At 44.2% G+C, this 25,922-nt stretch carries 23 protein-coding genes, 1 riboswitch and 1 other annotated feature; of the genes, 19 read left to right on the top strand and 4 right to left on the bottom strand.

Features of this window, described 5'->3' with window-relative positions:
* Window positions 1–37 precede the first annotated feature (37 nt).
* Window positions 38–1,126, top strand: coding sequence for a M42 family metallopeptidase (locus AR334_RS13280; protein WP_066311384.1), 1,089 nt, complete (start codon window positions 38–40; stop codon window positions 1,124–1,126).
* Between the two features lie 40 nt (window positions 1,127–1,166).
* Here the strand turns inward: AR334_RS13280 and sspI are convergent, their stop codons facing one another.
* Entirely contained in the window at window positions 1,167–1,376 is a 210-nt protein-coding gene (gene sspI, locus AR334_RS13285) for a small acid-soluble spore protein SspI (protein WP_066311391.1), read from the bottom strand.
* Window positions 1,377–1,496: 120 nt separating this feature from the next.
* On the opposite strand from sspI, the gene AR334_RS13290 reads away from it, so the two are divergent.
* The 3 genes from AR334_RS13290 (at window position 1,497) to pheT (ending at window position 6,059) form a co-directional block, all read left to right on the top strand.
* The gene (locus AR334_RS13290) at window positions 1,497–2,258 is read left to right on the top strand and encodes an RNA methyltransferase (protein ID WP_066311392.1); all 762 of its coding nucleotides are present in this window, start codon (window positions 1,497–1,499) and stop codon (window positions 2,256–2,258) included.
* A 44-nt stretch (window positions 2,259–2,302) separates the two neighbouring features.
* Window positions 2,303–2,540, top strand: a binding site (T-box leader).
* Window positions 2,541–2,592: 52 nt separating this feature from the next.
* Window positions 2,593–3,630, top strand: coding sequence for a phenylalanine--tRNA ligase subunit alpha (gene pheS, locus AR334_RS13295; RefSeq protein ID WP_066311393.1), 1,038 nt, complete (start codon window positions 2,593–2,595; stop codon window positions 3,628–3,630).
* Between the two features lie 14 nt (window positions 3,631–3,644).
* Window positions 3,645–6,059, top strand: a complete 2,415-nt coding sequence (gene pheT / locus AR334_RS13300; RefSeq protein ID WP_066311401.1) for a phenylalanine--tRNA ligase subunit beta — start codon at window positions 3,645–3,647, stop codon at window positions 6,057–6,059.
* Window positions 6,060–6,103: 44 nt separating this feature from the next.
* Here pheT and AR334_RS13305 read toward each other — a convergent pair whose 3' ends face one another.
* Together AR334_RS13305 and rnhC are read right to left on the bottom strand one after the other, a co-directional pair.
* Window positions 6,104–6,394, bottom strand: coding sequence for a 4a-hydroxytetrahydrobiopterin dehydratase (locus AR334_RS13305; protein ID WP_066311403.1), 291 nt, complete (start codon window positions 6,392–6,394; stop codon window positions 6,104–6,106).
* Window positions 6,395–6,407: 13 nt separating this feature from the next.
* Window positions 6,408–7,355: a ribonuclease HIII gene (gene rnhC, locus AR334_RS13310; RefSeq protein ID WP_156431274.1), complete on the bottom strand. Its 948-nt coding sequence runs from the start codon at window positions 7,353–7,355 to the stop codon at window positions 6,408–6,410.
* A 106-nt stretch (window positions 7,356–7,461) separates the two neighbouring features.
* Between rnhC and zapA the strand changes: the two genes are divergently transcribed.
* The 13 genes from zapA to AR334_RS13375 all read left to right on the top strand — a co-directional run bounded on the left by zapA (window position 7,462) and on the right by AR334_RS13375 (window position 22,462).
* Window positions 7,462–7,722: a cell division protein ZapA gene (gene zapA / locus AR334_RS13315; RefSeq protein ID WP_066311408.1), complete on the top strand. Its 261-nt coding sequence runs from the start codon at window positions 7,462–7,464 to the stop codon at window positions 7,720–7,722.
* Window positions 7,723–7,728: 6 nt separating this feature from the next.
* Window positions 7,729–8,259, top strand: a complete 531-nt coding sequence (locus AR334_RS13320; protein WP_066311424.1) for a CvpA family protein — start codon at window positions 7,729–7,731, stop codon at window positions 8,257–8,259.
* Between the two features lie 96 nt (window positions 8,260–8,355).
* Complete coding sequence (gene polX / locus AR334_RS13325) at window positions 8,356–10,071, top strand: DNA polymerase/3'-5' exonuclease PolX (RefSeq protein WP_066311428.1); 1,716 nt, start codon at window positions 8,356–8,358, stop codon at window positions 10,069–10,071.
* A gap of 16 nt (window positions 10,072–10,087) precedes the next feature.
* The gene (locus AR334_RS13330; protein ID WP_066311437.1) at window positions 10,088–12,445 is read left to right on the top strand and encodes an endonuclease MutS2; all 2,358 of its coding nucleotides are present in this window, start codon (window positions 10,088–10,090) and stop codon (window positions 12,443–12,445) included.
* A 71-nt stretch (window positions 12,446–12,516) separates the two neighbouring features.
* Complete coding sequence (locus AR334_RS13335) at window positions 12,517–12,924, top strand: DUF350 domain-containing protein (RefSeq protein WP_066311438.1); 408 nt, start codon at window positions 12,517–12,519, stop codon at window positions 12,922–12,924.
* Between the two features lie 367 nt (window positions 12,925–13,291).
* Window positions 13,292–14,995, top strand: a complete 1,704-nt coding sequence (locus AR334_RS13340) for an AMP-binding protein (RefSeq protein ID WP_066311445.1) — start codon at window positions 13,292–13,294, stop codon at window positions 14,993–14,995.
* A 216-nt stretch (window positions 14,996–15,211) separates the two neighbouring features.
* On the top strand, window positions 15,212–15,778 hold the full coding sequence (locus AR334_RS13345; RefSeq protein WP_253701306.1) for a TetR/AcrR family transcriptional regulator: 567 nt from the start codon (window positions 15,212–15,214) through the stop codon (window positions 15,776–15,778).
* 18 nt (window positions 15,779–15,796) lie between these two features.
* Complete coding sequence (locus AR334_RS13350; protein ID WP_066311449.1) at window positions 15,797–16,570, top strand: enoyl-CoA hydratase; 774 nt, start codon at window positions 15,797–15,799, stop codon at window positions 16,568–16,570.
* 125 nt (window positions 16,571–16,695) lie between these two features.
* Window positions 16,696–17,469, top strand: a complete 774-nt coding sequence (locus AR334_RS13355; protein ID WP_066311451.1) for an electron transfer flavoprotein subunit beta/FixA family protein — start codon at window positions 16,696–16,698, stop codon at window positions 17,467–17,469.
* Window positions 17,470–17,508: 39 nt separating this feature from the next.
* Window positions 17,509–18,486, top strand: a complete 978-nt coding sequence (locus AR334_RS13360) for an electron transfer flavoprotein subunit alpha/FixB family protein (RefSeq protein WP_066311457.1) — start codon at window positions 17,509–17,511, stop codon at window positions 18,484–18,486.
* A gap of 168 nt (window positions 18,487–18,654) precedes the next feature.
* Window positions 18,655–18,969 (top strand): thioredoxin, encoded by a 315-nt coding sequence (gene trxA / locus AR334_RS13365; RefSeq protein WP_066311459.1) that lies wholly within the window; start codon window positions 18,655–18,657, stop codon window positions 18,967–18,969.
* Window positions 18,970–19,095: 126 nt separating this feature from the next.
* On the top strand, window positions 19,096–20,871 hold the full coding sequence (gene uvrC / locus AR334_RS13370; RefSeq protein WP_066311461.1) for an excinuclease ABC subunit UvrC: 1,776 nt from the start codon (window positions 19,096–19,098) through the stop codon (window positions 20,869–20,871).
* A gap of 68 nt (window positions 20,872–20,939) precedes the next feature.
* Window positions 20,940–21,117: riboswitch (Lysine riboswitch) on the top strand.
* A gap of 127 nt (window positions 21,118–21,244) precedes the next feature.
* On the top strand, window positions 21,245–22,462 hold the full coding sequence (locus AR334_RS13375) for an aspartate kinase (protein WP_066311463.1): 1,218 nt from the start codon (window positions 21,245–21,247) through the stop codon (window positions 22,460–22,462).
* Window positions 22,463–22,636: 174 nt separating this feature from the next.
* Here AR334_RS13375 and AR334_RS13380 read toward each other — a convergent pair whose 3' ends face one another.
* Window positions 22,637–23,089 (bottom strand): YslB family protein, encoded by a 453-nt coding sequence (locus AR334_RS13380; RefSeq protein WP_066311465.1) that lies wholly within the window; start codon window positions 23,087–23,089, stop codon window positions 22,637–22,639.
* 421 nt (window positions 23,090–23,510) lie between these two features.
* On the opposite strand from AR334_RS13380, the gene AR334_RS13385 reads away from it, so the two are divergent.
* Together AR334_RS13385 and sdhA are read left to right on the top strand one after the other, a co-directional pair.
* Window positions 23,511–24,119: a succinate dehydrogenase cytochrome b558 subunit gene (locus AR334_RS13385; protein WP_066311468.1), complete on the top strand. Its 609-nt coding sequence runs from the start codon at window positions 23,511–23,513 to the stop codon at window positions 24,117–24,119.
* A 44-nt stretch (window positions 24,120–24,163) separates the two neighbouring features.
* Entirely contained in the window at window positions 24,164–25,915 is a 1,752-nt protein-coding gene (gene sdhA / locus AR334_RS13390; protein ID WP_066311470.1) for a succinate dehydrogenase flavoprotein subunit, read from the top strand.
* Window positions 25,916–25,922 lie beyond the last annotated feature (7 nt).

Here is a 25,922-nt window from a genome sequence, read left to right on the forward strand (position 1 = left end):
GAAAATTGTACATACATAAAAAGGGGGTCAAATACTCATGGCAAAACAACTGGATGAAACATTGACAATGCTAAAAGAATTAACCGATGCCAAAGGAATACCCGGCAATGAGCGTGAAGTGCGTGAAGTCATGAAGAAATACATAGCTCCGTATGCAGATGAAATAACTTCTGACAGCCTCGGCAGCTTGATTGCCAAGAAAGTGGGCAAAGAGGGCGGACCGAAAATTATGGTGGCCGGCCACTTGGATGAAGTTGGCTTCATGGTAACCCAAATCGATGATAAAGGCTTCCTGCGCTTCCAAACAGTCGGAGGCTGGTGGGGTCAAGTCATGCTTGCCCAACGTGTAACAATCGTGACGAGAAAAGGCGACGTAACCGGCATTATCGGTTCCAAGCCGCCGCATGTCCTCTCAGCAGAGGCCCGCAAGAAACCGATTGAGATTAAAGATATGTTCATTGATATCGGTGCATCAAGCCGTGAAGAGGCCCAGGAGTGGGGCGTGCGTCCAGGCGATATGGTCGTGCCTTATTTTGAGTTTACCGTTATGAATAATGAAAAGATGCTGCTGGCAAAAGCGTGGGATAACCGAATTGGCTGTGCGATTGCCATTGATGTATTGAAACAATTAAAGGATGCAGACCATCCGAACGAGGTTTATGGGGTTGGGGCTGTTCAGGAAGAGGTTGGCCTGCGTGGTGCCAAGACGGCAACCTACAAAATCCAACCGGATATCGGCTTTGCTGTTGACGTAGGTATTGCGGGCGACACTCCGGGAATTACTGAAAAAGAAGCGATGAGTAAAATGGGCAAAGGCCCTCAAGTGGTTGTCTATGATGCTTCTATGGTGGCTCATAAGGGATTGCGCGACTTTGTCACTGATGTGGCCGATGAATTGAACATTCCTTATCAGTTCGAATCCATCCCTGGCGGCGGCACAGATGCGGGCTCAATTCACCTGACCCATAATGGCGTTCCGGCACTGGCCATCACCATTGCTACCCGTTACATCCATTCTCACGCGGCGATGCTTCACCGCGATGACTATGAAAATGCTGTAAAACTCATTGTTGAAGTGATTAAACGTTTAGATCGTGAAACGGTTGATAAGATTACCTTTGAATAAAAAAGTAAAAATCCCCAGCAACAGTGGCTGGGGATTTTTTTTAGTGCTTTAACCCGCTTTCGAGGGTGTTGAGCATCTCTTTTTTTTCGTCTTCGGATGAATGTTGCCAAATAATTTCAAATAAAACGCCCAGACCTGGCAGCATTTTTTCCTCGCCGCTTTGGATCGCATCAACGATAGTATCCTGTAGCTGATCCTGAGTATTATTGGAGACATTGTGAATAATCGCATTGCGTAAATTTAAGTTCATAATTTGCACACTCCTTTTTAACCTGCATTTCTCTAATATCATTTCTATTTTTAGTTTTATTATGTATTTTAATTGGGCTATAATGTAAAAATCAGAGAAATTTTTAAAGGGGAAAACGACTTGAAATATATCCAATCACTGCAAAATTCGCAAGTCAAACAATGGAAGAAGCTTTTGACGAAAAAGGAACGTGACCGGTCAGGAACGTTTTTGGTCGAAGGCTATCATTTAGTGGAAGAAGCGCTGAAGCAAGAGGAACAGGTTCTCGAGCTGATCATATCGGAAAAAACAGGACTGCCGCCCCGTCTGGATGCCGGACAGACACCGATTTATATGGTAACGGAGGAAATATCGGATTCGTTATCGGATACGGAGGCGCCGCAAGGAATTTATGCCGTCTGCAGGCAAATACGTCAAGAAGGTATGCCGCAGGATGCAAAAACCTTCCTATTAATCGACGCGGTCCAGGACCCTGGGAATCTCGGCACGATGATTCGCACGGCAGATGCTGCCGGTATTGATGCCGTTATAGTTGGCCGCGGCTCCGTTGATATCTACAATAGCAAGGTGCTTCGTTCCGCCCAGGGAAGCCATTTTCACCTGCCGATCATTCGGGGTGACCTTCATGAATGGACCGCAAAACTGAAAGGAAAAAATATTCCCGTTTACGGTACAGCACTTGAAGGGGCAACTGCATATACTGGTATTTCCACCGAAAATTCATTTGCCTTGATGGTCGGGAACGAGGGAAGTGGTATTAGCAAAGACTTGCTGGCCGAAACCACAGCCAACCTTTATATTCCGATTTACGGCAAAAGCGAATCATTAAATGTCGCTGTGGCAACCGGGATTTTGCTCTATTATTTAAAAAATAAAATTTGAAACCCCGAAAATTTTATTATATAATAGTCAACAATGTTAATAATTCAAAGACTTTGACGGAGAAAAGTATCCAGTTTGTCGACCATTTAGGGAGAAAGTGCCTTGACTGAAAGCACTTTTATGGGCGGGGCAGGAGAAGTTCACCTCCCGAGTCGGCATCGGGACCATTTTAAACAAATGTAAAGATGCCCCGGCATAAGCCGTTACCCGAATGAAGCGAACATTAGTATTGTACATACGATGTTTACAAGGGTGGTACCGCGAATATACCTCGTCCCTTTTTTGGGGGCGGGGTTTTTTGTTTTTTATACATAAATCTAAAGGAGGAATTGAAATGCAAGAACGTTTAAGGGAATTGCAGCAAGAAGCGATTCAAAAAGTGGAACAGTCTGCAAACTTAAAGGAATTAAATGACATCCGCGTTGCTTATTTGGGCAAAAAAGGCCCGATTACCGAGGTGCTCCGCGGGATGGGCAAGCTTTCCGCCGAGGAGCGTCCCGTGATGGGCGCACTTGCAAACGAGGTAAGGGAAGCAATTGCTGCCAAAATTGAGGCGAAGCAAAACGAGCTTGAGGAAGCCGCTGTTTTGGAAAAATTGGCCTCCGAAAGCATTGATGTGACTCTGCCGGGACGTCCAATAAAAGTTGGCAATCACCACCCATTAACGAAAATCATCGAGGAAATTGAAGATTTGTTTATCGGGATGGGCTATGAAATCGCCGAAGGTCCCGAAGTGGAACAGGATTATTACAACTTTGAAGCGCTGAACCTGCCGAAAGGCCATCCGGCCCGCGACATGCAGGACTCCTTCTACATCACGGAAGAAATTTTGCTGCGTACCCATACATCTCCGGTACAGGCGCGGACGATGGAAAAGAACCAAGGCAAAGGGCCAATCAAGATTATTTGCCCTGGTAAAGTGTATCGCCGTGATAACGATGATGCCACCCATTCGCATCAATTCATGCAGATTGAAGGCCTTGTTGTTGGCGAAAACATTCGTATGAGTGACCTAAAGGGAACATTGGATGTATTTGCGAAAAAAATGTTCGGGCAGGATCGTGAAATCCGCCTTCGCCCTAGCTTCTTCCCATTCACCGAGCCTTCTGTTGAAATGGATATTTCCTGTAAAGTATGCGGCGGCCATGGCTGTAATGTTTGTAAGCATACCGGTTGGATTGAAATTCTAGGTGCGGGCATGGTTCATCCAAACGTTCTCGAGATGGCGGGCTATGATGCCAAGAAATATACCGGATTTGCGTTCGGGATGGGACCTGAGCGGATTGCGATGCTGAAATATGGCGTGGACGATATCCGCCATTTCTATACAAACGATGTTCGTTTCTTAAAACAATTCGCGGTGGAAGAATAGGGGGTTGAGGTTAAATGTTTGTTTCATATAAATGGCTTCAGGAATATGTCGACTTGACCGGAGTATCAGCGGCAGAACTGGCCGAAAAAATCACAAAAAGCGGAATCGAAGTAGAAGGCGTTGAAGTTCTGAATGAGGGGATCAAAGGTGTTGTGGTTGGTCACGTCCTTGTGCGTGAACAGCACCCAAATGCCGATAAATTAAGTAGATGCCAGGTTGATATTGGCGAGGGTGAGCCGGTGCAAATTATTTGCGGTGCGCCGAACGTCGCGCAAGGGCAAAAGGTTGCTGTCGCAAAAGTCGGTGCCGTGCTTCCGGGCAATTTTAAAATTAAAAAGGCAAAGCTTCGCGGTGAAGAATCCAACGGGATGATTTGCTCGCTCCAAGAGCTTGGCATGGAAGGAAAAATTGTTCCTAAGGAATACGCGGAAGGGATCTTTGTTTTTCCAGCAGATGCCGAGGTTGGAACGGACGCATTAGAACTATTAAACAGAGACGATGAGGTGCTTGAGCTTGGGCTGACGCCAAACCGTGCTGACTGCCTAAGCATGCTAGGAGTAGCTTATGAGGTTGCGGCCATTCTTGGGAGAGAAGTAAAACTTCCGGACACAGCTCTCGAGCCGATCTCTGAAAAAGCGGCGGACTATGTGAAAATCAATGTTGATGCAAAAGAAGATAGTCCGTTATATGTTGCCAAGATGATTAAAAATGTTAAAATCGGCCCATCGCCGCTATGGATGCAAACCAGATTAATGTCGGCGGGAATCCGTCCGCACAATAACGTTGTCGATATTACCAACTATATTCTGTTGGAATATGGCCAGCCGCTTCACGCATTTGATTATGATCGTTTAGGTTCAAAGGAGATCTTAGTCCGCCGTGCCAACGATGGCGAGAAATTCGTGACGCTTGATGACGTGGAACGTACGCTATCATCCGACCATTTAGTGATCACGAACGGAACCGAGCCAGTAGCTCTTGCAGGTGTCATGGGTGGAGCAAATTCCGAGGTGACATCCGATACCACAACGGTGTTACTGGAGGCTGCCTATTTTAACGGGGCAATTGTAAGAAAGGCATCCAAAGACCATGGTCTTCGCAGTGAGGCGAGCGCCCGGTTTGAAAAAGGCGTTGACCCGAATCGCGTTCGCGCTGCCGGAGAGCGTGCTGCTTACTTAATGGCAAAGTATGCCGGCGGAGAAGTATTGGAAGGCGAAGCTGTTGCGGATACATTAACAGTTGAACCGGCAGTTGTTTCCGTCACGCTTGAAAAAATTAACCGCGTGCTTGGAACTGTTTTAACGATGAAAGACGTTGAAGAAATTTTTGCCCGCCTGCAATTTGAAACGTCAGTTGAGGACGATACGATTACTGTTACAGCACCGACACGCCGCGGCGATATTAAGATTGAAGAAGATTTGATTGAGGAAGTTGCGCGGCTTTATGGCTATGACAACATTCCGAAAACATTGCCAATCGGCTCGTCAACTCCTGGTAAATTATCAGAGTACCAAAAGAAACGCCGTGTGGTTAGGGGTTATCTTGAGGGTGCCGGTCTATACCAAGCGGTGACTTATTCCTTAACAAGCGAGGAGAAGGCTGCGCAATTTGCTTTAGAAAAACGTGATACAATCCGCTTGGCGATGCCGATGAGTGAAGACCGCAGCATCTTGCGTTTAAGCATTCTACCGCAGCTGTTGGAGGTTCTAAAGTACAACAATGCTCGACAAAATGACAGTCTGGCTGTTTACGAAACAGGAAATATCTTTTTAGCAAATGGCCAGGATGCACTTCCAGAAGAAAGAGAACATTTGGCCGCAGCAATCACCGGTCTTTGGCACTCTCATTCCTGGCAAGGGGAGAAGAAGCCTGTTGACTTCTTTGTGTTAAAGGGGATTCTAGAAGGCATGTTTGCCAAGCTTGGCTTGACTGAGCGCGTCACTTACGTTCAGGCGCAGGTTGACGGCATGCATCCGGGGCGTACGGCAGAAATCCTGCTCGACGGCGAAAAAATCGGCTTTGCCGGCCAGCTTCATCCAAGCGTCCAAAAGGGACTTGATTTAAAGGATACTTACGTATTCGAGCTATCGCTAAAAGCAGTTCTTGGTGCCGAAACAGAGGCGTTGAAATATCAAGCCATTCCGCGCTACCCTTCGATCACAAGAGACATTGCCCTTATGGTTAACAGAGAAACGGTGTCAGGTACCTTATGGGAAATTATTACAAATACAGGTGCACCGCTGTTGAAGGAAGCGACTGTCTTTGACCTATATGAGGGTGATAAGATGGAGGCAGGCAAGAAGTCGCTTGCGTTCTCGCTGAAGTATATGGATCCGGAGCGGACATTGACGGATGAAGAGGTAACGAAGGTTCACAATCGTGTGCTGGCTGCGTTAGAGGAGCAGGCAGGAGCGGTTTTAAGAGGATAAAGGCAAAAGGAGTATCCCCGCTTGATAGGGATACTCCTTTGTTGTTAGTTATGCTTTTCGTAAATGGCATCATATTGTTTCGCTAAGGCGATGTCCAAATCGGTTAATCCGCCGGCATGCCAGGAGGTAAGTTTCAAAGTGACCATTTTATAATCAATGGAAATGAACGGGTGATGGTTTTTCTCTTCAGACAGATTAGCTATAGAGTTTACAAACGCGACCCCTGTTAAGAATTCTTTGAATCGATATTTCTTCATAATAAACTTTCCGTCCAATTTCCAGCCGCTCAAGCCTGCCACTTCATTCGAAATTTCTTCATCTGTCAGTCTCCTCATTCCATTTCACCTCTTAGTTTCTTTTTTTATATACCAACTTCTCCGCTTTTTCGGTGTTCGCAAAGTGGAGTTTAACAAACGATGGCAGCGCATCCCGGCCTTTTTTCATAATCAGCTTGGCTGCGGCCTCATCAACTTGGGACCCGGCACCCTTAGGGATTCTAAAACCGGCAGCTTCGCTCATCTGATCAATATATTGAATAAAGGCATAACGGGCAAGAATACTGGCGGCGGCTACGGCTAAGTGGATCCCCTCGGCTTTGGTGCTAAAATAAACATTTTCCCGGGCGACGACCTTTTGCCCGCGCAAGTGTTGAAAATACGTACTTTCCTGAACAAATTGGTCAATCAAAATACCATCCGGCTTTTCAGGGGCAATCTTCTCCAGCACCTTCAAGATAGCCTGGTTATGAAGTAATGCTTTCATTTTCCCCTGTGACATTCCCGCCCCTTGTACCTGATTATATTTTTCGTTTTTCAAGGTCATCAGGCTGAAGGGTACAACATTTTTGATTGCTTTGGCGATTTCCACAATTTTTTCATCATTTAAATCCTTGGAATCTTTTACGCCAATTTCCTTAAGCCAAGGGATATCCGTTTTTCTGACATAGGCGGCGACAACAGTAATCGGGCCGAAAAAGTCTCCGGTACCGACTTCATCCGAACCGATCACCGACCATTCGCCAAACCCGGCCGGAAGCCCGCTTCCCGCCTTGGCCGCTCCCGCTGTCTTTTTTGCAGGAGCAGCAGTTCCCCCTGTCTCTCCCCATTTCCCGGCCTCCTTTTCGCAATCATTTCCTTGAAATAATACTTTGCCTGACTTATAGGCAGTAATCATGCATGCCGGGGTTTTCGCCGCAAATACGCTCCCAGGCGGGGTTTTATCGGCCAAATATCGCTTGTAGTAAGCCTGCATTTCCAAAATTTTATTTATATTCAAAACCAAAACGACATTTCCCACAACAAAGCACCACATTTCTATTAAATATAATCACTGTTATAACTTTTCGACTTCAATATTTTCGTGTTATGATATAGTGTAGGATTCTTTGAAAGGGGCATTTACGTTGTCAAATACACAGAAAAATAGACTAACCGTTGATATTTACGGTCAACCATATGTTATTTTAGGTACTGAAAGTCCCAGTCATATCCGCCATGTAGCGGCGCTGGTCAACGATAAAATGCGAGAAATCAATTCCAAGAATCCTGGGCTGGATGTAAATAAACTCGCTGTTTTAACTGCGGTTAACGCAGTTAATGATTATCTTAAAATGAAAGAAGAACTAGAACGACTAATGATAGAATTACAAAAAGAAAAGGACTAAGTGATTATGTTGGATTTGGCAATTTTATTATTTCTGATTATCGGATTTTTTGTAGGCCTTAAAAGAGGGTTCATCCTGCAGCTGGTTCATTTAATAGGTTTTATTATTGCATATATTGTGGCATATATGTACTATGAAGATTTCGTGCCCAGGCTGATGCTGTGGATTCCCTATCCCAACTTTGGAGAAGGCACCATATTAAAGATTCTAACAGATTCAAGCAACATGGAAATGGCATTTTACCGGGCAATTTCGTTTGTCATCATCTTTTTTGCGGTTAAAGTGCTGCTGCAAATTATCGGGTCGATGTTTGACTTTATTGCACATTTGCCGGTTCTAAAACAGTTGAATTTTTGGGCAGGCGGACTTTTAGGCTTCTTGGAAGTTTATTTTATTATTTTTATTGTAATATACATAGCCGCCTTAATTCCAATAGAACTTTTTCAAACTGCGCTGGATGGATCCTTTATGGCCGAGACCATGGTGAAATATACCCCTATCCTTTCGCAGCAAATTCATGATTGGTGGATTCAATAATCCTGCGTAAACTTCTCTGGGGCAGAGAAGTTTTTCTGTTAATATCGGTAACTGGGGTAAAATAAAGATGCTAACCAAAGAGGGCGGGAGATTGTTATGGAAGTGAACAAAAAAGAAGTAATCCGTTTATTGGAGACCATTGCGATTTATATGGAATTAAAGGGTGAGAACCCGTTTAAGGTTTCGGCATTCCGCAAGGCCGCTACAGTGCTTGAGATGGACGAACGCACACTGGCAGAAATTGAAGACTTCACCACGCTTTCCGGAATTGGCAAAGGTACGGCGGCCGTAATGGTAGAATACATAAAGGAAGGCAGCTCTTCGGTACTTAACGAACTGAAGCAGGAAGTGCCTTCAGGGTTAATCCCGCTGCTACAGATTCCTGGTCTAGGCGGCAAAAAAATTTCTAAGCTTTATAAGGAATTAGGAATTGTCGATGCCGGGAGTTTGAAAGAAGCTTGTGAGGAAGGCAAGGTCCAAACTCTCGCCGGTTTTGGTAAAAAAACCGAGGAAAAAATTCTAGCCGCCATTGCCAATGTCGGAACAAGACCGGAGCGGCTTCCGCTTGCCTATATGCTGCCAATTGCCGAACAAATTGAAGCGATGCTTTCAGCCATGCCAGGAGTGCAGCGCTTTTCGCGGGCAGGCAGTCTTAGAAGAATGAGAGAAACGATCAAAGACCTAGATTTTATTATCGCCACCACTGAGCCGCAAACGGTTCGTGAGCAGCTTTTAAAAATATCTACTATAAAAGAAGTGATTGGCGCCGGCGATACAAAGGTGTCGGTTACACTGGATTTAGATTTTGATATATCCGTTGATTTCCGATTGGTCAAGCCGGAGGAGTTTATTACTACTCTCCATCATTTTACCGGCTCAAAGGACCATAATGTCCGGATGAGACAATTGGCCAAGGAACGTGGCGAAAAAATTAGTGAGTACGGCGTGGAAAATACAGAAACGGGCGAAATCAGGACGTTCAAATCAGAGGAAGAATTTTTCAAGCATTTTGACCTTCCGTTCATTCCTCCTGAAGTCAGGGAGGACGGCCGGGAAGTTGACACGTTCTCTGCATCGGAAGGATTGATTGAGCTCGAAGACATCAGAGGCGACCTCCATATGCATACCACCTGGAGCGACGGTGCCCACTCTCTCGAAGAGATGGCAGAAGCCTGCCGCGCAAGAGGGTATCAATACATAACGATTACCGACCATTCGCAATATTTAAAGGTAGCCAATGGACTGAACCGTGAACGGCTGTTAAAACAAAAGGAAGAAATCAGAAAGTTAAATGAAAAATATGATGATTTTCTAATACTATCAGGTGTCGAAATGGATATTTTGCCGGATGGCAGCCTGGACTTTGAAGATGACCTGCTGGCCGAGATGGATTTTGTCATCGCCTCAATCCATTCCGCTTTTACCCAGCCGGTCGATAAAATCATGGAGCGCCTGAAAACGGCATTAATGAATCCCCATGTGGATTTGATCGCCCATCCAACCGGCCGGAAAATTGGCCGCCGTGACGGGTATCCGGTAGATATGGATTTGTTGATTGAGTTAGCCAAAGAAACAAACACCGCCTTGGAATTAAACGCCAATCCGAACCGGCTGGATTTGGCGGCTGAGCACTTGAGAAAGGCGCAGGAGGCCGGCGTGAAAATCATGATTAACACCGATGCACATCGCATGGAAACATTAAAGCATATGGAAATTGGCGTTTCAGCTGCCAAAAAGGGCTGGATTAAAAAATCAACTGTATTAAACGCACTTGATAAACAGGAACTGCTTAATTTTTTGCATAATCGATAAAAGGAGGCTCGCCCTCATGCATGAACGGGTTTTAAAAGTATTGGAATTTACCAAGGTCAGGGAGCAGCTGCTGGACCATGCTGCATCCTCGCTAGGTAAAGATAAAATAAAAAATATGGTTCCGTCGCCTGACTTTGAGGAAGTGGTCAAGCTCCAGGCAGAAACGGACGAGGCAGCAACGGTATTGCGTATTAAAGGGCATGTCCCGCTATCGGGAATCCATGACATTCGCGCACATGTCAAACGCTCAGTAATCGGCGGTGTTTTAAGCCCGCATGAACTAGTGCAGATTGCCAGCACGATTCATGCCAGCCGCCAAATCAAACGGTTTATTGAAGAAATTGCCGAAGAACGGACCGAGATTCCGATCTTACAAGAACAGGTCGGGCAAATCATTCCGCTTACGAACCTAGAGCAGACCATTAAAATGGCGATTGATGAAAGTGGTGAAGTATTGGACGGAGCCAGCGATCTCTTGCGCTCATTAAGACACCAGCTTCGTTCAAATGAGGCGCGGGTCCGGGAGAAGCTAGAAAGTATGATTCGCTCATCAAGTGCCCAGAAAATGCTGTCAGATGCGATTATCACGATTCGAAATGACCGCTTTGTCATTCCCGTCAAGCAGGAATATCGCGGCCACTATGGCGGGATTATTCACGACCAAAGTGCTTCCGGCCAAACATTATTCATCGAGCCACAGGTGATTGTGCAGCTGAATAACCAGCTTCAGGATATCCGCGTGAAAGAACAGCTGGAAATTGAGCGGATCTTGGCCGAGTTATCGGCGGATGCTGCCCAACACGCAAATGAGCTGCAAGTAATCGTTGAGGTTATGGCAAATTTGGATTTTATTTTTGCTAAAGCCCGTTATGGGAAAAAAATAAAAGCAACAATGCCTGCAATGAACAACGAAGGAAGAATTGCGCTTTATAAGGCAAGGCATCCGTTAATCCCGATGGATGTAGTCGTAGCCAATGATATTATGCTCGGTAAGGATTACACGACCATTGTTATCACCGGACCAAACACCGGAGGGAAAACGGTCACATTGAAAACGCTCGGTTTATGTACGTTGATGGCCCAGGCCGGACTTCAGGTCCCCGCTCAGGACGGGTCAGAACTGGCGGTATTTGATGCGGTTTACGCCGATATAGGCGATGAACAATCGATTGAGCAGAGTCTCAGTACCTTCTCCTCCCATATGGTTAACATTGTTGATATCTTAGATCGGGTTGATTTTAATAGCCTGGTATTATTTGATGAACTGGGTGCCGGTACCGACCCGCAGGAAGGGGCAGCCCTGGCGATCTCGATATTAGATGAAGTTTATCGGCGAGGAGCAAGGGTGGTGGCAACAACCCACTATCCGGAACTGAAAGCATACGGCTATAACCGTGAGGGTGTGCTGAATGCCAGCGTTGAATTTGATGTCGAAACACTTAGCCCAACCTATAAATTGTTGCTGGGGGTTCCGGGACGGAGCAATGCCTTCGAAATCTCTAAAAGGCTGGGATTGAATGAACGGGTGATTGGGGCAGCCCGCTCCCATGTCAGCGAAGACACTAATCAAATCGACAAAATGATTGCCTCACTTGAAGAAAGTAAGCGACAGGCAGAACTCGAGCAGCAGGAAGCCCGTGATTTTTTGAAGCAGGCCGAGAAGCTGCATAAAGATTTGCAGAAGCAAATGGTCGATTTTTACGAGAAAAAGGATTCCATGCTTGAAAAGGCTGCGGAAAAGGCAGAGGAAATCGTCGAAGAGGCCAAGAAAGAAGCGGAAGGCGTGATTCGCGACCTTCGCAAGATGCGGACCGAAAAGCATGCCGACATTAAGGAGCATGAGTTGATTGAAGCCAAACGGCGCCTTGAGTCAGCCACGCCTGAAGTGAAAAAATCCGCTCAGCCACTTCAGAAAAAGTCTAAAAAGCATCAATATACTCCAGGGGATGAGGTGAAGGTGCTTACCTTTAACTCTAATGGGATCTTGCTGGAGCAAGTGTCAAATAATGAATGGCAGGTTCAGATCGGGATATTAAAGATGAAGGTAAAGGAAAAGGATTTAGAATATATCGATTCGCCAAAACAGGTAGCAACAAAGCCGCTTACGATTGTAAAAGGCAGGGACAGCAATGTGAAACTGGAGCTTGACCTACGCGGGGAGCGGTACGAGGATGCACTGTTAAAGGTGGAGAAATATATCGATGATGCCCTGCTTGCCAACTACGCGCGTGTATCGATTATCCACGGTAAGGGGACAGGTGCACTGCGTCAAGGAGTTCAGGAATATTTAAAAAACCACCGATCTGTCAAGAAAATTCGCTTTGGAGAAGCTGGAGAAGGCGGTTCAGGGGTTACCGTTGTGGAGTTTAAATGATAACTTGCTGAGTTGCAAAGCCATGGTACGGAGAGAGAGGCAAGTAAATACGCTTTATGGGGAGAGTAGGCATGGATCAGTTTTGGGAAAATGAGTATATTCAAATTGCTGCCGATTATAGTGTCGTGATCTTATGTTTGATCGTCTTTCTGGCCGTGTTTGAGATTGTGACAAAATATAAAAATTGGGAAGAAATTAAGAAGGGGAATGTGGCGGTCGCGATGGCCACTGGCGGCAAGATTTTTGGGGTGGCCAATATATTCCGCCATTCGATTGAAGACCATGACACCCTCCTATCCATGATTGGCTGGGGAGTTTATGGCTTCGTGCTGCTGTTGGCCGGTTATTTTATCTTTGAATTTTTGACGCCAAAGTTTAAAATTGATGAAGAAATTCAAAATGATAATCGGGCGGTCGGTCTGATTTCGATGATCATCTCCATCGGGTTATCGTATGTGATTGGGGCAGGTATTTCATAAGGGGAGAACGTTAGTGGAAACATTGGCAAAAGTACTTTTTGGATTATGTGGCCTGTTTATACTGGTCGGCATCATTTATATGGTATTCTTCGCATAAAAATTAGAAAACACCGTCGATTATTTTCGGCGGTGTTTTTTTTCAAAAAGTTTGTCCAAATTGTTTGATTGAAATAATGAAATGGTACAGGCATTTAATATAAACACTGTTAATAAACTAGATATACTACACAAATTTTTTAATCTGTGGACAATAGGTACTAAATCATACAAAAATTAGGAGCTTTTATTGTTAATTGTCAATTTCTGTATTATAATTGTGATGAATGTTGGAAATTTTTAAAAAAGTTGCAATAAAAGGGGGTAAATTATGTCAGAGTCAAAATTGTGGTTGAAACATTATCCTGAAGAAATACCTGCAACACTCGACTACTCCTCAGAACCAGTGCAAAAGTATCTTGAAATAACAGCCAAGAATTATCCTGAAAAAATTGCTCTTCATTTCATGGGGAAAGAAATGACCTTTAAACAACTCTATGAAGATGCATTAAGCTTTGCAGGTTACCTTCAGGGAACCCTTGGAATTAAAAAAGGTGACCGTGTCGCCATCCTGCTGCCAAATTGTCCACAAAATGTAATCGCTTTCTTTGGCATATTGCTAGCTGGCGGGATTGTAGTGGAAACCAATCCATTATATACCGAACGCGAGCTTGAACATCAAATGAAGGATTCAGGCGCAATAGCTATTATCACCCTAGACATACTTTATCCGCGTGTTTCCAAAATAATGCCGCAAACCGATTTAACTCACATCATTGTTACCTGCATAAAAGACTTCTTGCCGTTTCCGAAAAACCTCGTTTATCCTTATATTCAGAAAAAGCAATATGGAATTGTCGTTAAAGTAAAACATGAAGGCCATACACATTTACTTACAGAGATCTTGAAGTGGAAGCAGAAAAAATTAATACAGCATGATTTCAACCTTGAGGAAGACATCTGTTTGCTGCAGTATACAGGCGGGACAACAGGACTGCCGAAGGGGGTTATGCTGACTCATAGAAATATCATTGCCAACACCACGGCGAACGGAGCTTGGCTTTATAAATGCAAACCTGGTGAGGAAGTTATCTTGGGGATCCTGCCATTTTTCCATGTGTATGGCCTGACAACCGTGATGATCTTGTCGATTATGATGGCATCAAAATTAGTGTTAATGCCAAAATTTGATGCACTCGATACATTAAAAACGATTGAAAAACAGCGTCCGACCTTATTCCCGGGAGCGCCGACGATTTTTATCGGCCTGTTAAACCATCCTGATTTGAAAAAATATGATTTATCATCGATTAATGCTTGTATCAGCGGTTCTGCATCGCTACCACAAGAGGTACAGGAGAAGTTTGAGTCCATCACGGGTGGAAAGCTGGTTGAAGGCTATGGGTTGTCAGAAGCATCTCCGGTCACCCATTCCAATTTCTTGTGGGGAGAACGTGTGAAGGGCAGCATTGGGGTGCCATACCCAGATACAGATGCCAAGGTCGTTTCACCTGAAACGGGAGAAGAAATGCCGTTAAAGGAAATTGGCGAAATCATCATTAAAGGCCCGCAGGTTATGAAGGGCTATTGGAACCGTCCGGAAGCAACGGAAGAGGTATTGAAGGACGGCTGGCTTTATACAGGTGATTTGGGTTATATGGATGAAAATGGATATTTCTATGTGGTTGATCGCAAAAAGGATATGATTATCGCGGGGGGGTATAATATTTATCCAAGAGAGATAGAAGAAGTATTATATGAACATCCGGATGTAGTTGAAGCAGTAGCTGCCGGAATTCCTGACCCATACCGCGGCGAAACCGTTAAAGCCTACATTGTGTTAAAGGATGGCTCGGCTGTTACCGCCGACGAAATGAACAAATTTGCCAGAAAATATCTGGCAGCCTATAAGGTACCAAGACAATACGAATTCAGAAATGAACTGCCCAAAACGGCCGTCGGCAAAATATTAAGACGGATGCTGGTAGAGGAAGAACTCCAAAAACTAGAGAATGAAAGTAAAAAACATGCTTAGCAGCTTAGAAGACTTCGCCCTTATTTTTTTTGATAAAAAAGGGTTGTCTCATTAAAATTGTGAAAATTATATGAAGAAGTATTTCTTGACAGAAATACAGATAATAATTAATATAAAAATATGAATGATGATTCATTCATATTTTTCTTTTTATTTAAGAGATTGATTTTTTTCTTCAAAGGCGGGATAGCAGTGAAAAAATTGAGACCAAAATACATGCAAATTATTGATGCAGCAGTTGTTGTAATCGCCGAAAACGGTTACCACCAGGCCCAGGTTTCAAAAATTGCCAAGCAGGCCGGAGTGGCCGATGGCACCATTTATCTTTATTTTAAAAACAAAGAAGACATCCTGATCTCTCTCTTTGAAGAAAAAATGGGACAATTTGTTGAAAATATAGAGGTAAAGACAGCAGGAAAACAGACGGCGGCGGAGAAGTTATTAATGATGATTGAAACTCACTTCCAACTCCTGTCAGAGGATATACATATGGCGATTGTAACCCAGCTGGAATTGCGCCAGTCGAACAAGGAGCTGCGCTTGAAAATAAACGCTGTCCTTAAAGGATATTTGCAGCTTATCGACAAGATCCTTATGGAAGGCATGGAAAATGGGGAGTTTTCAAGTGATCTTGATGTTCGCTTAACAAGACAAATGATCTTTGGGACCATTGATGAAATTGTCACATCATGGGTCATGAGCGAACAAAAGTTTAATTTGGTCGCAATGGCACCCAAAGTCCACAGTCTTTTGTTAAACGGGCTGGGGAGCTATCAGCGATAAAGGATAGGAGGGAATGGATTGGAATATTTAAAATGGTCAAGTGAAGGAAGCGTTGCAGTGATCACGCTCGAGCGTCCCCCGGCAAATGCTCTTTCAAACGGTCTGTTACGGGAGCTATCTGCCGTCCTGGATGAAGTGGAGCCTAACCGGGAGCTAAGGGTTGTTGTCATTCATGGGGAGGGCCGCTTTTTCTCGGCAGGTGCCGATATTAAGGAATTTACTACAGTTGGCTCTTCTGATGATTTTTCAAAGCTGGGTTCGTTTGGACAGGATTTATTCGACAGGATGGAGAAATTCCCTAAACCGATCATTGCCGCGATTCACGGTGCGGCCCTTGGCGGTGGCTTGGAGCTGGCAATGGCCTGCCATATCCGCCTTGTCAGCGAAACCGCCAAACTTGGTTTGCCTGAATTGCAGCTCGGGTTAATTCCGGGATTTGCCGGAACCCAGCGTTTGCCAAGATATGTTGGTGTGGCAAGAGCGGCGGAAATGATGTTCACTTCAGAACCAATCACAGGATTGGAAGCGGTTCAATTTGGTCTTGCGAACCACGCTTATCCGGAAGCAGAGGTTTTGGAGCAGGCATTAAAGCTTGCGAACAAAATTGCCAAGAAGAGTCCTGTCGCTATAAAAGCGGCTATCGAACTAGTAAACTATGCAAAAACGAAAGAGTTTTACGAAGGAACCAAACGAGAAGCCGAGCTGTTCGGCCAGGTGTTTGGCTCAAATGATGCAAAAGAGGGCATCCAAGCCTTTATTGAAAAAAGGGTGCCAAATTTTAAAGGCGAATAAACTTCACATGGCATAGTGCTGAGCATCCGCTCGGGGCCGTTGAAGCTTATATATTTTTTTAAGAAAAATATTCTTAATTTTTCAAACTAAAAAAATGTTTGAATATCTAGGAGGGAACCCTGACCATGAACATTTATGTGTTAATGAAAAGAACCTTTGATACGGAAGAAAAAATCAGCCTTTCCGGCGGCAAAATCAATGAGGATGGCGCCGAATTCATCATCAATCCTTATGACGAGTATGCAATTGAAGAAGCGATCCAAGTCCGCGATGCCAATGGCGGTGAAGTGACTGTCATTTCTGTCGGCAATGAAGACACTGAAAAGCAGCTTCGTACTGCACTTGCAATGGGCGCTGATAAAGCTGTTCTAATCAATACCGAAGATGATGTGGAGAACGGCGACCAATTTACAACAGCTAAAATCCTTGCTGAATACTTAAAGGATAAAGAAGTTGACCTTATTTTAGGTGGAAATGTTGCGATCGATAATGCTTCCGGCCAGGTTGGTCCTCGTGTTGCCGAGCTGCTGGATATTCCTTATGTAACGACGATTACTAAGCTTGAAATTGATGGCACCAGCGTAACGGTTACACGTGACGTAGAGGGTGATTCCGAAGTAATTGAAACAAGCCTGCCATTATTAGTGACTGCACAACAAGGATTAAACGAGCCGCGCTATCCTTCTTTACCGGGTATTATGAAAGCGAAGAAGAAGCCGCTTGAAGAACTGGAACTGGATGATCTTGATCTTGAAGAAGATGATGTTGAAGCAAAAACAAAAACGATTGAAATCTATCTGCCTGCTAAAAAAGAAGCAGGAAAGGTCCTATCAGGCGATTTGGCTGACCAAGTGAAGGAGCTTGTTCACCTGCTGCACACTGAAGCTAAAGTCATTTAATCGGTTTTCATAATAATTGTTTCCAGGAGGTATACACATATGTCAAGAAAAGTATTGGTACTCGGAGAAGTTCGTGACGGATCCTTACGTAATGTATCTTTCGAAGCAGTTGCTGCAGCAAAAACAGTTGCAGAAGGCGGAGAAGTTGTCGGTGTTTTAATTGGTGATGCAATAAGCAGCCTAGGTGCGGAGCTAGTGAAATATGGCGCTGATCGCGTAGTCGTTGTTGAAGATGAAAAATTAAAGCAATATACATCTGATGGATTTTCTCAAGCTTTGTTGGCTGTAGTGGACCAAGAGCAGCCTGAAGGCCTGGTATTTGGACATACTGCACTGGGCAAAGACCTGTCTCCAAAAATTGCTGCCAAGCTTGAGTCCGGTTTGATTTCCGATGCAACCTCAGTAGAAGTCGCTGGTGGGAATGTTGTATTCACACGTCCGATTTACTCCGGTAAAGCGTTTGAGAAGAAAATCGTGACCGATGGTTTAATTTTTGCAACGGTTCGTCCAAATAACATTGCACCGCTTGAAAAAGATGAAAGCAGAGCTGGGGAAGTCTCTTCCCTTTCCGTAGAAATCAAAGACCTTCGCGCCATCATTAAAGAAGTGGTACGAAAAGCAACCGAAGGCGTTGACCTAAGTGAAGCGAAAGTAGTTGTTTCCGGCGGACGCGGTGTCAAGAGTGCGGAAGGCTTTGCCCCGCTTAAAGAATTAGCCGATGTATTGGGCGGTGCCGTAGGTGCTTCCCGTGGTGCCTGTGACGCTGAATATTGCGATTATTCGCTGCAAATTGGCCAAACAGGTAAGGTTGTAACACCTGATCTATATATCGCTTGCGGCATTTCCGGTGCCATCCAGCACCTTGCCGGCATGTCCAACTCCAAAGTCATTGTGGCCATCAACAAGGACCCTGAAGCAAACATCTTCAAGGTGGCCGATTACGGTATCGTGGGTGACCTATTCGAAGTGGTGCCAATGTTGACGGAAGAGTTTAAAAAGCTAAAGGTTCACCAATAATAATATAGGGGCGAGCGGAACAGTTCCGCTCGCTTTTATCATGGCTTTTGCATAGAATACTTACGGGTAAAAAGGGAAAATTAGTTGCGAGACAGATTATTAGCGTGTAAATGCTAACAATGTTATACTTTCGTTAGTATTTAAGTTATTTTTTAGGAGGTCAATAAAATGGCTATTGCACACTTAACCGATCAAAATTTTACTGCTGAAACAGGCTCAGGCACTGTTCTGGTAGATTTCTGGGCACCATGGTGCGGACCTTGTAAAATGATTGCACCTGTATTGGAAGAGCTTGACGCAGAATTGGGCGAAAAAATTAGAATTACTAAGCTTGATGTGGATGAAAATCCGCAAACAGCTGCTAACTTTGGCGTCATGAGCATTCCGACTTTGTTAGTATTTAAAAATGGCGAAGTCGTTGACAAGGTTGTCGGCTTCCAGCCAAAAGACGCATTGGCAAGCGTTCTGCAAAAACACATTTAAGTTGTGTACACTAACCTCAGCATTGAGCTGGGGTTTATTTTTTTGCTAATAACCTCCTACTTCCCTAAAGCTCACGAATGCTATAAAATTTAAAGATAACCATTTGACGGAGAGGAGCCGGCATTTATGAATGAAATAATCAAACAGAAGCTGACACTATTGCCCGACCAGCCTGGCTGCTACTTAATGAAAGACCGTCAGGGAACAATTATTTATGTCGGGAAAGCGAAAGTCTTAAAAAACCGCGTCCGTTCCTACTTCACTGGATCGCATGACGGCAAAACATTTAGGCTTGTCAATGAAATCGAAGACTTTGAATATATTGTTACTTCATCCAATATTGAAGCACTGCTTTTGGAATTAAACCTAATTAAGAAATATGATCCAAAATATAACGTCATGCTCAAGGATGATAAGACCTACCCGTTTATTAAACTGACGGCAGAACGTCATCCGAAGCTAATTATTACCAGGAAAGTCAAAAAGGACAAGGGAAAATACTTTGGACCTTATCCGAATGTGGGAGCAGCAAATGAAACTAAAAAACTGCTCGATCGGATTTATCCGCTGCGCAAATGTTCAACCCTGCCTGACAGGGTCTGCCTGTATTACCATTTGGGCCAGTGCTTGGCACCATGTGTCAATCAGGTGGAGGAAGAGCAGTATAAACAGATGACCGATGAGATTTCCCGGTTTTTAAACGGCGGTTATAAGGAAATTAAAAAGGAATTATCGGAAAGAATGACGGCGGCCGCCGAAGAACTCGATTTTGAGCGGGCCAAAGAATATCGCGATAAAATCGTCCATATTGAAACAATTATGGAAAAGCAAAAAATCACGATGACTGATTTTACTGACCGCGATGTATTTGGCTATGCGGTCGATAAAGGCTGGATGTGTGTCCAAGTCTTTTTTGTCCGCCAAGGCAAGTTGATCGAACGGGATGTTTCGATGTTCCCGGTTTACAATGAACCGGAGGAAGAAATCCTGACGTTCCTTGGACAATTTTATCAACAGTCCAATCACTTTAAGCCGAAGGAAATACTGATTCAAGACGATGTTGATTTGCAGATGGCAGAACAGCTGCTTGAAGTAAAGATTCTCCAACCACAACGCGGGCAAAAAAAGGACCTCGTCAAAATGGCAATAAAAAATGCAAAAATTGCGTTGAAGGAAAAGTTCTCACTAATAGAAAAAGATGAGGAGCGAACCATTAAGGCTGTCGAAAACCTAGGTGAGGCGATTGGCATCTATACGCCGCACAGGATTGAGGCATTTGACAACTCCAATATTCAAGGAACCGACCCGGTTTCGGCGCTGGTGGTATTTATCGATGGGAAACCGAATAAACGAGAATATCGCAAATACAAGATTAAGTCAGTTAAAGGGCCGGATGATTACGAATCGATGCGGGAAGTGACGAGAAGAAGATACTCTCGGGTATTAAAGGAGAATTTGCCGCTGCCTGACTTGATTATTATCGACGGTGGTAAAGGCCATGTCGAGGCAGTTCGCGATGTCCTGGAAAATGAATTGGGCTTGGACATCCCGCTTTCCGGCTTGGTGAAGGATGAAAAGCACCGGACATCACAGCTTTTGTATGGGAATCCATTGGAGATTGTTCCTTTGGCACGAAACAGCCAGGAATTTTACCTGCTGCAGCGAATCCAGGACGAGGTCCACCGGTTTGCGATCACTTTCCATCGACAAACCCGAGGAAAAACCGCGTTTCAGTCAATACTGGATGATATCCCTGGAATTGGTGAAAAGCGAAAAAAACAGCTGCTAAAGGAATTTGGCTCTGTCAAAAAGATGAAGGAAGCGACCTTGGAAGAATTTAGGGCAGCCGGGCTTCCGCTACCCGTCGCTGAAGAATTAATGAAAAAACTACAGTCACAGTGATTGTCAGAAAAAACAGGCTATGCTATAATAAGTTGAAAATTTAATAATCTATCACTTTTATACGTTAAAGTGAAGGTAGAGGTGCGAGCTTCAAGAGTAAAGGTCCGGAGAAGAATGAGCTTCAAGGATGGGCTTTGAAAGGGGATGTTCGCCGAAGTGGAGAAAGGCTCATAGCTTTTTCTGCTGGTTCTGTATTGAATAAATGCAGGATTGTCAGGACTTCGGTCTTGGAGAGCTATCTTTTATTGTTTGCACAGGAATCTATTTTTTTGTGTTTAGTTAAGCAATGAGAGACTCTCTCATTGCTTTTTTTATTTTTTGAGCAAATAAAGCAAAAGATAGCGAATGAGGAAAACTGAAAGTAGGGGAAGAGATGGGATTAATTGTACAGAAATTTGGCGGAACATCCGTTGGCAGCATTGAACGAATTTTAAATGTTACCGAGCGTATACGTGAAGAAACTGTAAGGGGAAATCAGGTTGTAGTAGTCGTCTCGGCAATGGGAAAAACGACTGATCAGCTTGTAGGTATGGCGAAGGAACTTTCACCGCAGCCTAATAAGCGGGAAATGGATATGCTGCTTTCGACTGGCGAGCAGGTGACGATCGCGCTGCTGTCGATGGCCTTAAATGCGAAAGGGCTTCCGGCTGTCTCCTTTACTGGCTGGCAAGCAGGTATTGAAACTGAACCTGTCCATGGCAATGCCAGAATTTCCAACATCAAAACGGAATCAATCAGGGAGCAGCTTGATGCAGGCAAGGTTGTCATCGTTGCAGGGTTCCAAGGAATAACGGAAGACGGTGAAATTACCACGCTGGGGCGCGGTGGGTCAGATACCACAGCCGTTGCGCTGGCAGCCGCATTAAAAGCGGATAAGTGTGATATCTATACCGATGTGACCGGCGTGTATACAACCGACCCACGGTACATAAAGGACGCGCGTAAGTTGCTATCGGTTTCGTATGATGAAATGCTCGAGCTTGCGAATTTAGGAGCAGGCGTGCTTCATCCTAGAGCAGTGGAGTTTGCCAAGAACTATGAGGTCCGCCTTGAGGTTCGGTCAAGTATAGAAAAAACAGAAGGTACAGTAATTGAGGGGGAAGCATCGATGGAACAAAATTTAGTTGTCCGCGGAGTCGCGTTTGAAGATGAAATTACAAGGGTGACAGTGCTCGGACTTACCAACTCGTTAACAAGCTTATCAACAATTTTTACGACATTGGCAAGAAATCATATTAACGTAGATATTATCATTCAAAGTACAACTGAAGCCGGAACTGCCAATCTGTCGTTCTCCATTCACACCAATGATTGGCTCGAAACCTTAAATGTTCTTGAAGAAAACAAGGAGTTGCTGGGTTATGAGCAGCTTGATGCCGAAAACAAGCTTGCGAAGGTTTCAATTGTCGGGTCCGGAATGATTTCTAATCCGGGGGTAGCCGCGCAAATGTTCGAGGTCCTTGCGTCCCACAACATCCCAATCAAAATGGTAAGTACCTCCGAAATCAAAGTCTCAGCAGTCGTCGAAGAAAAACATATGCTCTCAGCAGTCGAGGCTCTGCACAAAGCATTTGAACTAGGCAATCAATAAAAATAAAAAAGGCGACAGATAGCGCTCTGTCACCTTTCGAAAAAAGTGTCATTCAAAAATGGTGTCAGGCACCACTCGTGGACAAATGTCCTTGTACGGTGGACATGGTTGTCCGCCGTACAAGGACATTTTGACGATTTTGTCTTTTTGTGGTGCCTGACACCGAATTCCAAATTATGGTTGGTCTTTCCGATCCCACTTGACGGTAAAGAGAACTTTGTTGGATTTCTTGATTGGGTGCTCGAAGGTTTCGGCAATGGCATCCTTCTGAAGTTCGATTTGTTGGGCAAGGAAGCCTGCTTCGAGCTGGAAGAAGTGTTCTGCTTTTGTTTTGACTCGGGAGACAATGAGCGGGCTGACGAGCTCTAGTTCTAGGACATTTTTTGTTTCATTTTTAATTGCCAACTCTCCCCAAGAGGCCTTGGTGAAAAATTCAATAATTTGCTCCATGGTTTCCAACGGATATTTTCGAGCAAGACGTTTACCGGCCCAGTATAGAATTTCAGGTGTATCTTTTCCAAGAATCTCGGGCAGCAGGACTTCTCTAATTAGTTCATAACCAAACATCGAGATGCTTCTTGGTTCCAATGTAATTGCATCTTGTTCTGCAACAGGACTATTTTTCATATGTTTCCCCACTTTCTATCATTCTATTATATACAATTTGGGGCAAATTTCAGTACAGGTTTACCTCTGGAAAACGCTTACATAACAATTGGGATTTTTTACTATCGCGCAATACCTTCTCTTTTTTATTGTCATAATTATCATTGCCAAATGAGGGGTAATTTCATTAAGTAAAATGTTGGCAATTAAAAAGCATTGTCCAACTTCACCATTGTTCGAAGAGATTGATTTTCAACTCTATTACAATATCAATATATTTTAAAAATTTTATTTTTTCTATTGTAATTATGTATCCGTTTCCTTGACGCTCTATGATGTTGGGAGTAAAATGGACATGTCACATAATTGTCACAGTGTTGTAGGTTTTGGGGGATTTATGAAACCTAACAGCATTTTTTTAAAACTTAAAGGGGGTAAATCAATGGCGGGGAATCGCGAATTTTTTAATCGGAGATTGCATTCGCTGCTCGGGGTCATTCCGATTGGGCTATTTCTTTTGCAGCACCTTACAGTGAACCACTTCGCAACAGATGGTGTGGATGCCTTCAACAAGGCAGCAAACTTTATGGGGAATCTTCCATTCCGTTATGTCCTAGAGACAGTAGTAATCTATTTACCATTGCTTTTTCATGCAATCTATGGGCTGTATATCGCATTTACAGCAAAAAACAATGTTAGCAGATTTGGACATTTCAGAAACTGGATGTTCCTAGTGCAACGTATTACAGGCGTTATTACTCTTATATTTATTACTTGGCATGTTTGGGAAACTCGTGTAGCTGCGGCATTTGGGGCAGAAGTCAACTTCCAAATGATGCAGGATATTTTATCTTCGCCATTAATGTTTGCATTTTATGTAGTCGGAATACTTTCGGCCATTTTCCATTTTGCAAACGGCCTATGGTCATTCCTGGTTAGCTGGGGCATTACGCAATCTCCACGTTCACAAGCCATTTCTACATATGTTACAATGGCAGTTTTTGTTCTTCTTTCGATTGTAGGAATACAGACTTTATTGGCATTTGTTTAAAAAATTGGCCAATCTAGGATTTTGGATTAAAGGAGTGAGTCAGAATGAGTAAGGGTAAGGTGATCATCGTTGGCGGCGGATTGGCCGGCTTGATGGCAACAATTAAAGTTGCGGAACACGGAACACCTGTAGAATTGTTTTCACTAGTTCCTGTTAAGCGCTCTCACTCTGTTTGTGCCCAGGGCGGTATTAATGGAGCAGTAAATACAAAAGGTGAAGGGGATTCCCCGTTGATCCACTTTGATGATACGATTTATGGCGGAGACTTCTTGGCGAACCAGCCTCCTGTTAAAGCAATGTGTGAGGCGGCGCCGGGCATTATTAATCTATTTGACCGGATGGGTGTTATGTTTAACCGTACACCGGAAGGACTACTAGACTTCCGTCGTTTCGGAGGCACTCAGCACCACCGTACAGCGTTTGCCGGCGCTACAACAGGTCAGCAATTGCTATACGCATTAGATGAGCAAGTGCGCCGTCATGAGGTAGAAGGACTTGTTACTAAATATGAGGGCTGGGAGTTCCTCGGCGCTATTGTAGATGATGAAGGCGTCTGCCGCGGAGTTGTTGCTCAAGACTTGAAAACAATGGAAATCAAATCGTTTGCTGCTGATGCAGTCATCATGGCAACCGGCGGACCTGGGATTATTTTCGGAAAATCGACTAACTCGGTTATTAACACTGGTTCTGCAGCTTCCATCGTCTATCAGCAGGGTGCCTATTATGCAAACGGTGAAATGATTCAAATTCACCCAACCGCTATTCCCGGGGATGACAAACTGCGTTTGATGAGTGAATCGGCACGTGGTGAAGGCGGCCGTGTATGGACCTATAAAGACGGTAAGCCATGGTACTTCCTTGAAGAAAAATATCCGGCATACGGAAACCTTGTACCACGGGATATTGCAACACGTGAAATTTTCGATGTCTGCGTTAACCAAAAACTTGGCGTAAATGGCGAAAATATGGTATTCCTTGATCTATCCCACAAGGACCCACATGAATTGGATGTAAAGCTTGGCGGAATCATCGAGATTTACGAAAAATTCGTTGGCGATGACCCGCGTAAAGTTCCAATGAAGATTTTCCCTGCTGTTCACTATTCAATGGGCGGACTATGGGTTGACTATGACCAAATGACCAACATTCCTGGGCTATTTGCTGCTGGGGAATGTGATTACTCTCAGCACGGCGCAAACCGTCTAGGAGCCAACTCACTTCTTTCTGCCGTATACGGCGGAATGGTGGCAGGACCTAATGCAGTTAATTACATTAACGGTCTTGAAAAAAGTTCCGATGCAGTTGCTTCTACTGTTTTTGACCGCCATGTTAAAGAACAGGAAGAAAAGTGGAACAACATTATGTCTTTAAATGGTACTGAAAACGCCTATGTCCTCCATAAAGAGTTGGGCGAATGGATGACAGATAACGTTACTGTTGTTCGTTACAATGACAAGCTTTTAAAAACAGATGAGAAAATTCAAGAGCTTATGGAGCGCTATCAAAATATTAACATCAATGACACATCCAAATGGAGCAACCAAGGAGCTGCGTTTACAAGACAGCTGCAAAATATGCTACAATTGGCACGGGTCATTACGCTTGGTGCATACAACCGTAATGAAAGCCGCGGTGCTCATTATAAACCTGAATTCCCTGAACGTAATGATGAGGAATTCATGAAGACAACAATGGCTAAATTTGTTGATGCTAAATCTGCTCCGGCCTTCCATTATGAAGATATCGATGTTTCCTTGATCAAACCGCGGAAGCGCGATTATACTACAAAACACTAAAGGGAAA

It is taken from the genome of Bacillus sp. FJAT-29814 (assembly GCF_001510715.1).
Taxonomy (GTDB): domain Bacteria; phylum Bacillota; class Bacilli; order Bacillales; family Cytobacillaceae; genus Neobacillus.

Excerpts from the sequence above, each read along its gene's own strand:
- AR334_RS13380 (WP_066311465.1), bottom strand. The coding sequence starts at position 23,089 with ATGAAAAATAGTCCTGTTGCAGAACAAGATGCAATTACATTGGAACCA.
- polX (WP_066311428.1), top strand. The coding sequence starts at position 8,356 with ATGGAAGTGAACAAAAAAGAAGTAATCCGTTTATTGGAGACCATTGCG.
- AR334_RS13360 (WP_066311457.1), top strand. The coding sequence starts at position 17,509 with ATGTCAAGAAAAGTATTGGTACTCGGAGAAGTTCGTGACGGATCCTTA.
- sspI (WP_066311391.1), bottom strand. The coding sequence starts at position 1,376 with ATGAACTTAAATTTACGCAATGCGATTATTCACAATGTCTCCAATAAT.
- uvrC (WP_066311461.1), top strand. The coding sequence starts at position 19,096 with ATGAATGAAATAATCAAACAGAAGCTGACACTATTGCCCGACCAGCCT.
- AR334_RS13345 (WP_253701306.1), top strand. The coding sequence starts at position 15,212 with ATGCAAATTATTGATGCAGCAGTTGTTGTAATCGCCGAAAACGGTTAC.
- AR334_RS13320 (WP_066311424.1), top strand. The coding sequence starts at position 7,729 with ATGTTGGATTTGGCAATTTTATTATTTCTGATTATCGGATTTTTTGTA.
- AR334_RS13335 (WP_066311438.1), top strand. The coding sequence starts at position 12,517 with ATGGATCAGTTTTGGGAAAATGAGTATATTCAAATTGCTGCCGATTAT.
- pheT (WP_066311401.1), top strand. The coding sequence starts at position 3,645 with ATGTTTGTTTCATATAAATGGCTTCAGGAATATGTCGACTTGACCGGA.
- trxA (WP_066311459.1), top strand. The coding sequence starts at position 18,655 with ATGGCTATTGCACACTTAACCGATCAAAATTTTACTGCTGAAACAGGC.
- AR334_RS13375 (WP_066311463.1), top strand. The coding sequence starts at position 21,245 with ATGGGATTAATTGTACAGAAATTTGGCGGAACATCCGTTGGCAGCATT.
- AR334_RS13385 (WP_066311468.1), top strand. The coding sequence starts at position 23,511 with ATGGCGGGGAATCGCGAATTTTTTAATCGGAGATTGCATTCGCTGCTC.
- AR334_RS13340 (WP_066311445.1), top strand. The coding sequence starts at position 13,292 with ATGTCAGAGTCAAAATTGTGGTTGAAACATTATCCTGAAGAAATACCT.
- pheS (WP_066311393.1), top strand. The coding sequence starts at position 2,593 with ATGCAAGAACGTTTAAGGGAATTGCAGCAAGAAGCGATTCAAAAAGTG.
- AR334_RS13330 (WP_066311437.1), top strand. The coding sequence starts at position 10,088 with ATGCATGAACGGGTTTTAAAAGTATTGGAATTTACCAAGGTCAGGGAG.
- AR334_RS13355 (WP_066311451.1), top strand. The coding sequence starts at position 16,696 with ATGAACATTTATGTGTTAATGAAAAGAACCTTTGATACGGAAGAAAAA.
- sdhA (WP_066311470.1), top strand. The coding sequence starts at position 24,164 with ATGAGTAAGGGTAAGGTGATCATCGTTGGCGGCGGATTGGCCGGCTTG.
- AR334_RS13280 (WP_066311384.1), top strand. The coding sequence starts at position 38 with ATGGCAAAACAACTGGATGAAACATTGACAATGCTAAAAGAATTAACC.
- AR334_RS13305 (WP_066311403.1), bottom strand. The coding sequence starts at position 6,394 with ATGAGGAGACTGACAGATGAAGAAATTTCGAATGAAGTGGCAGGCTTG.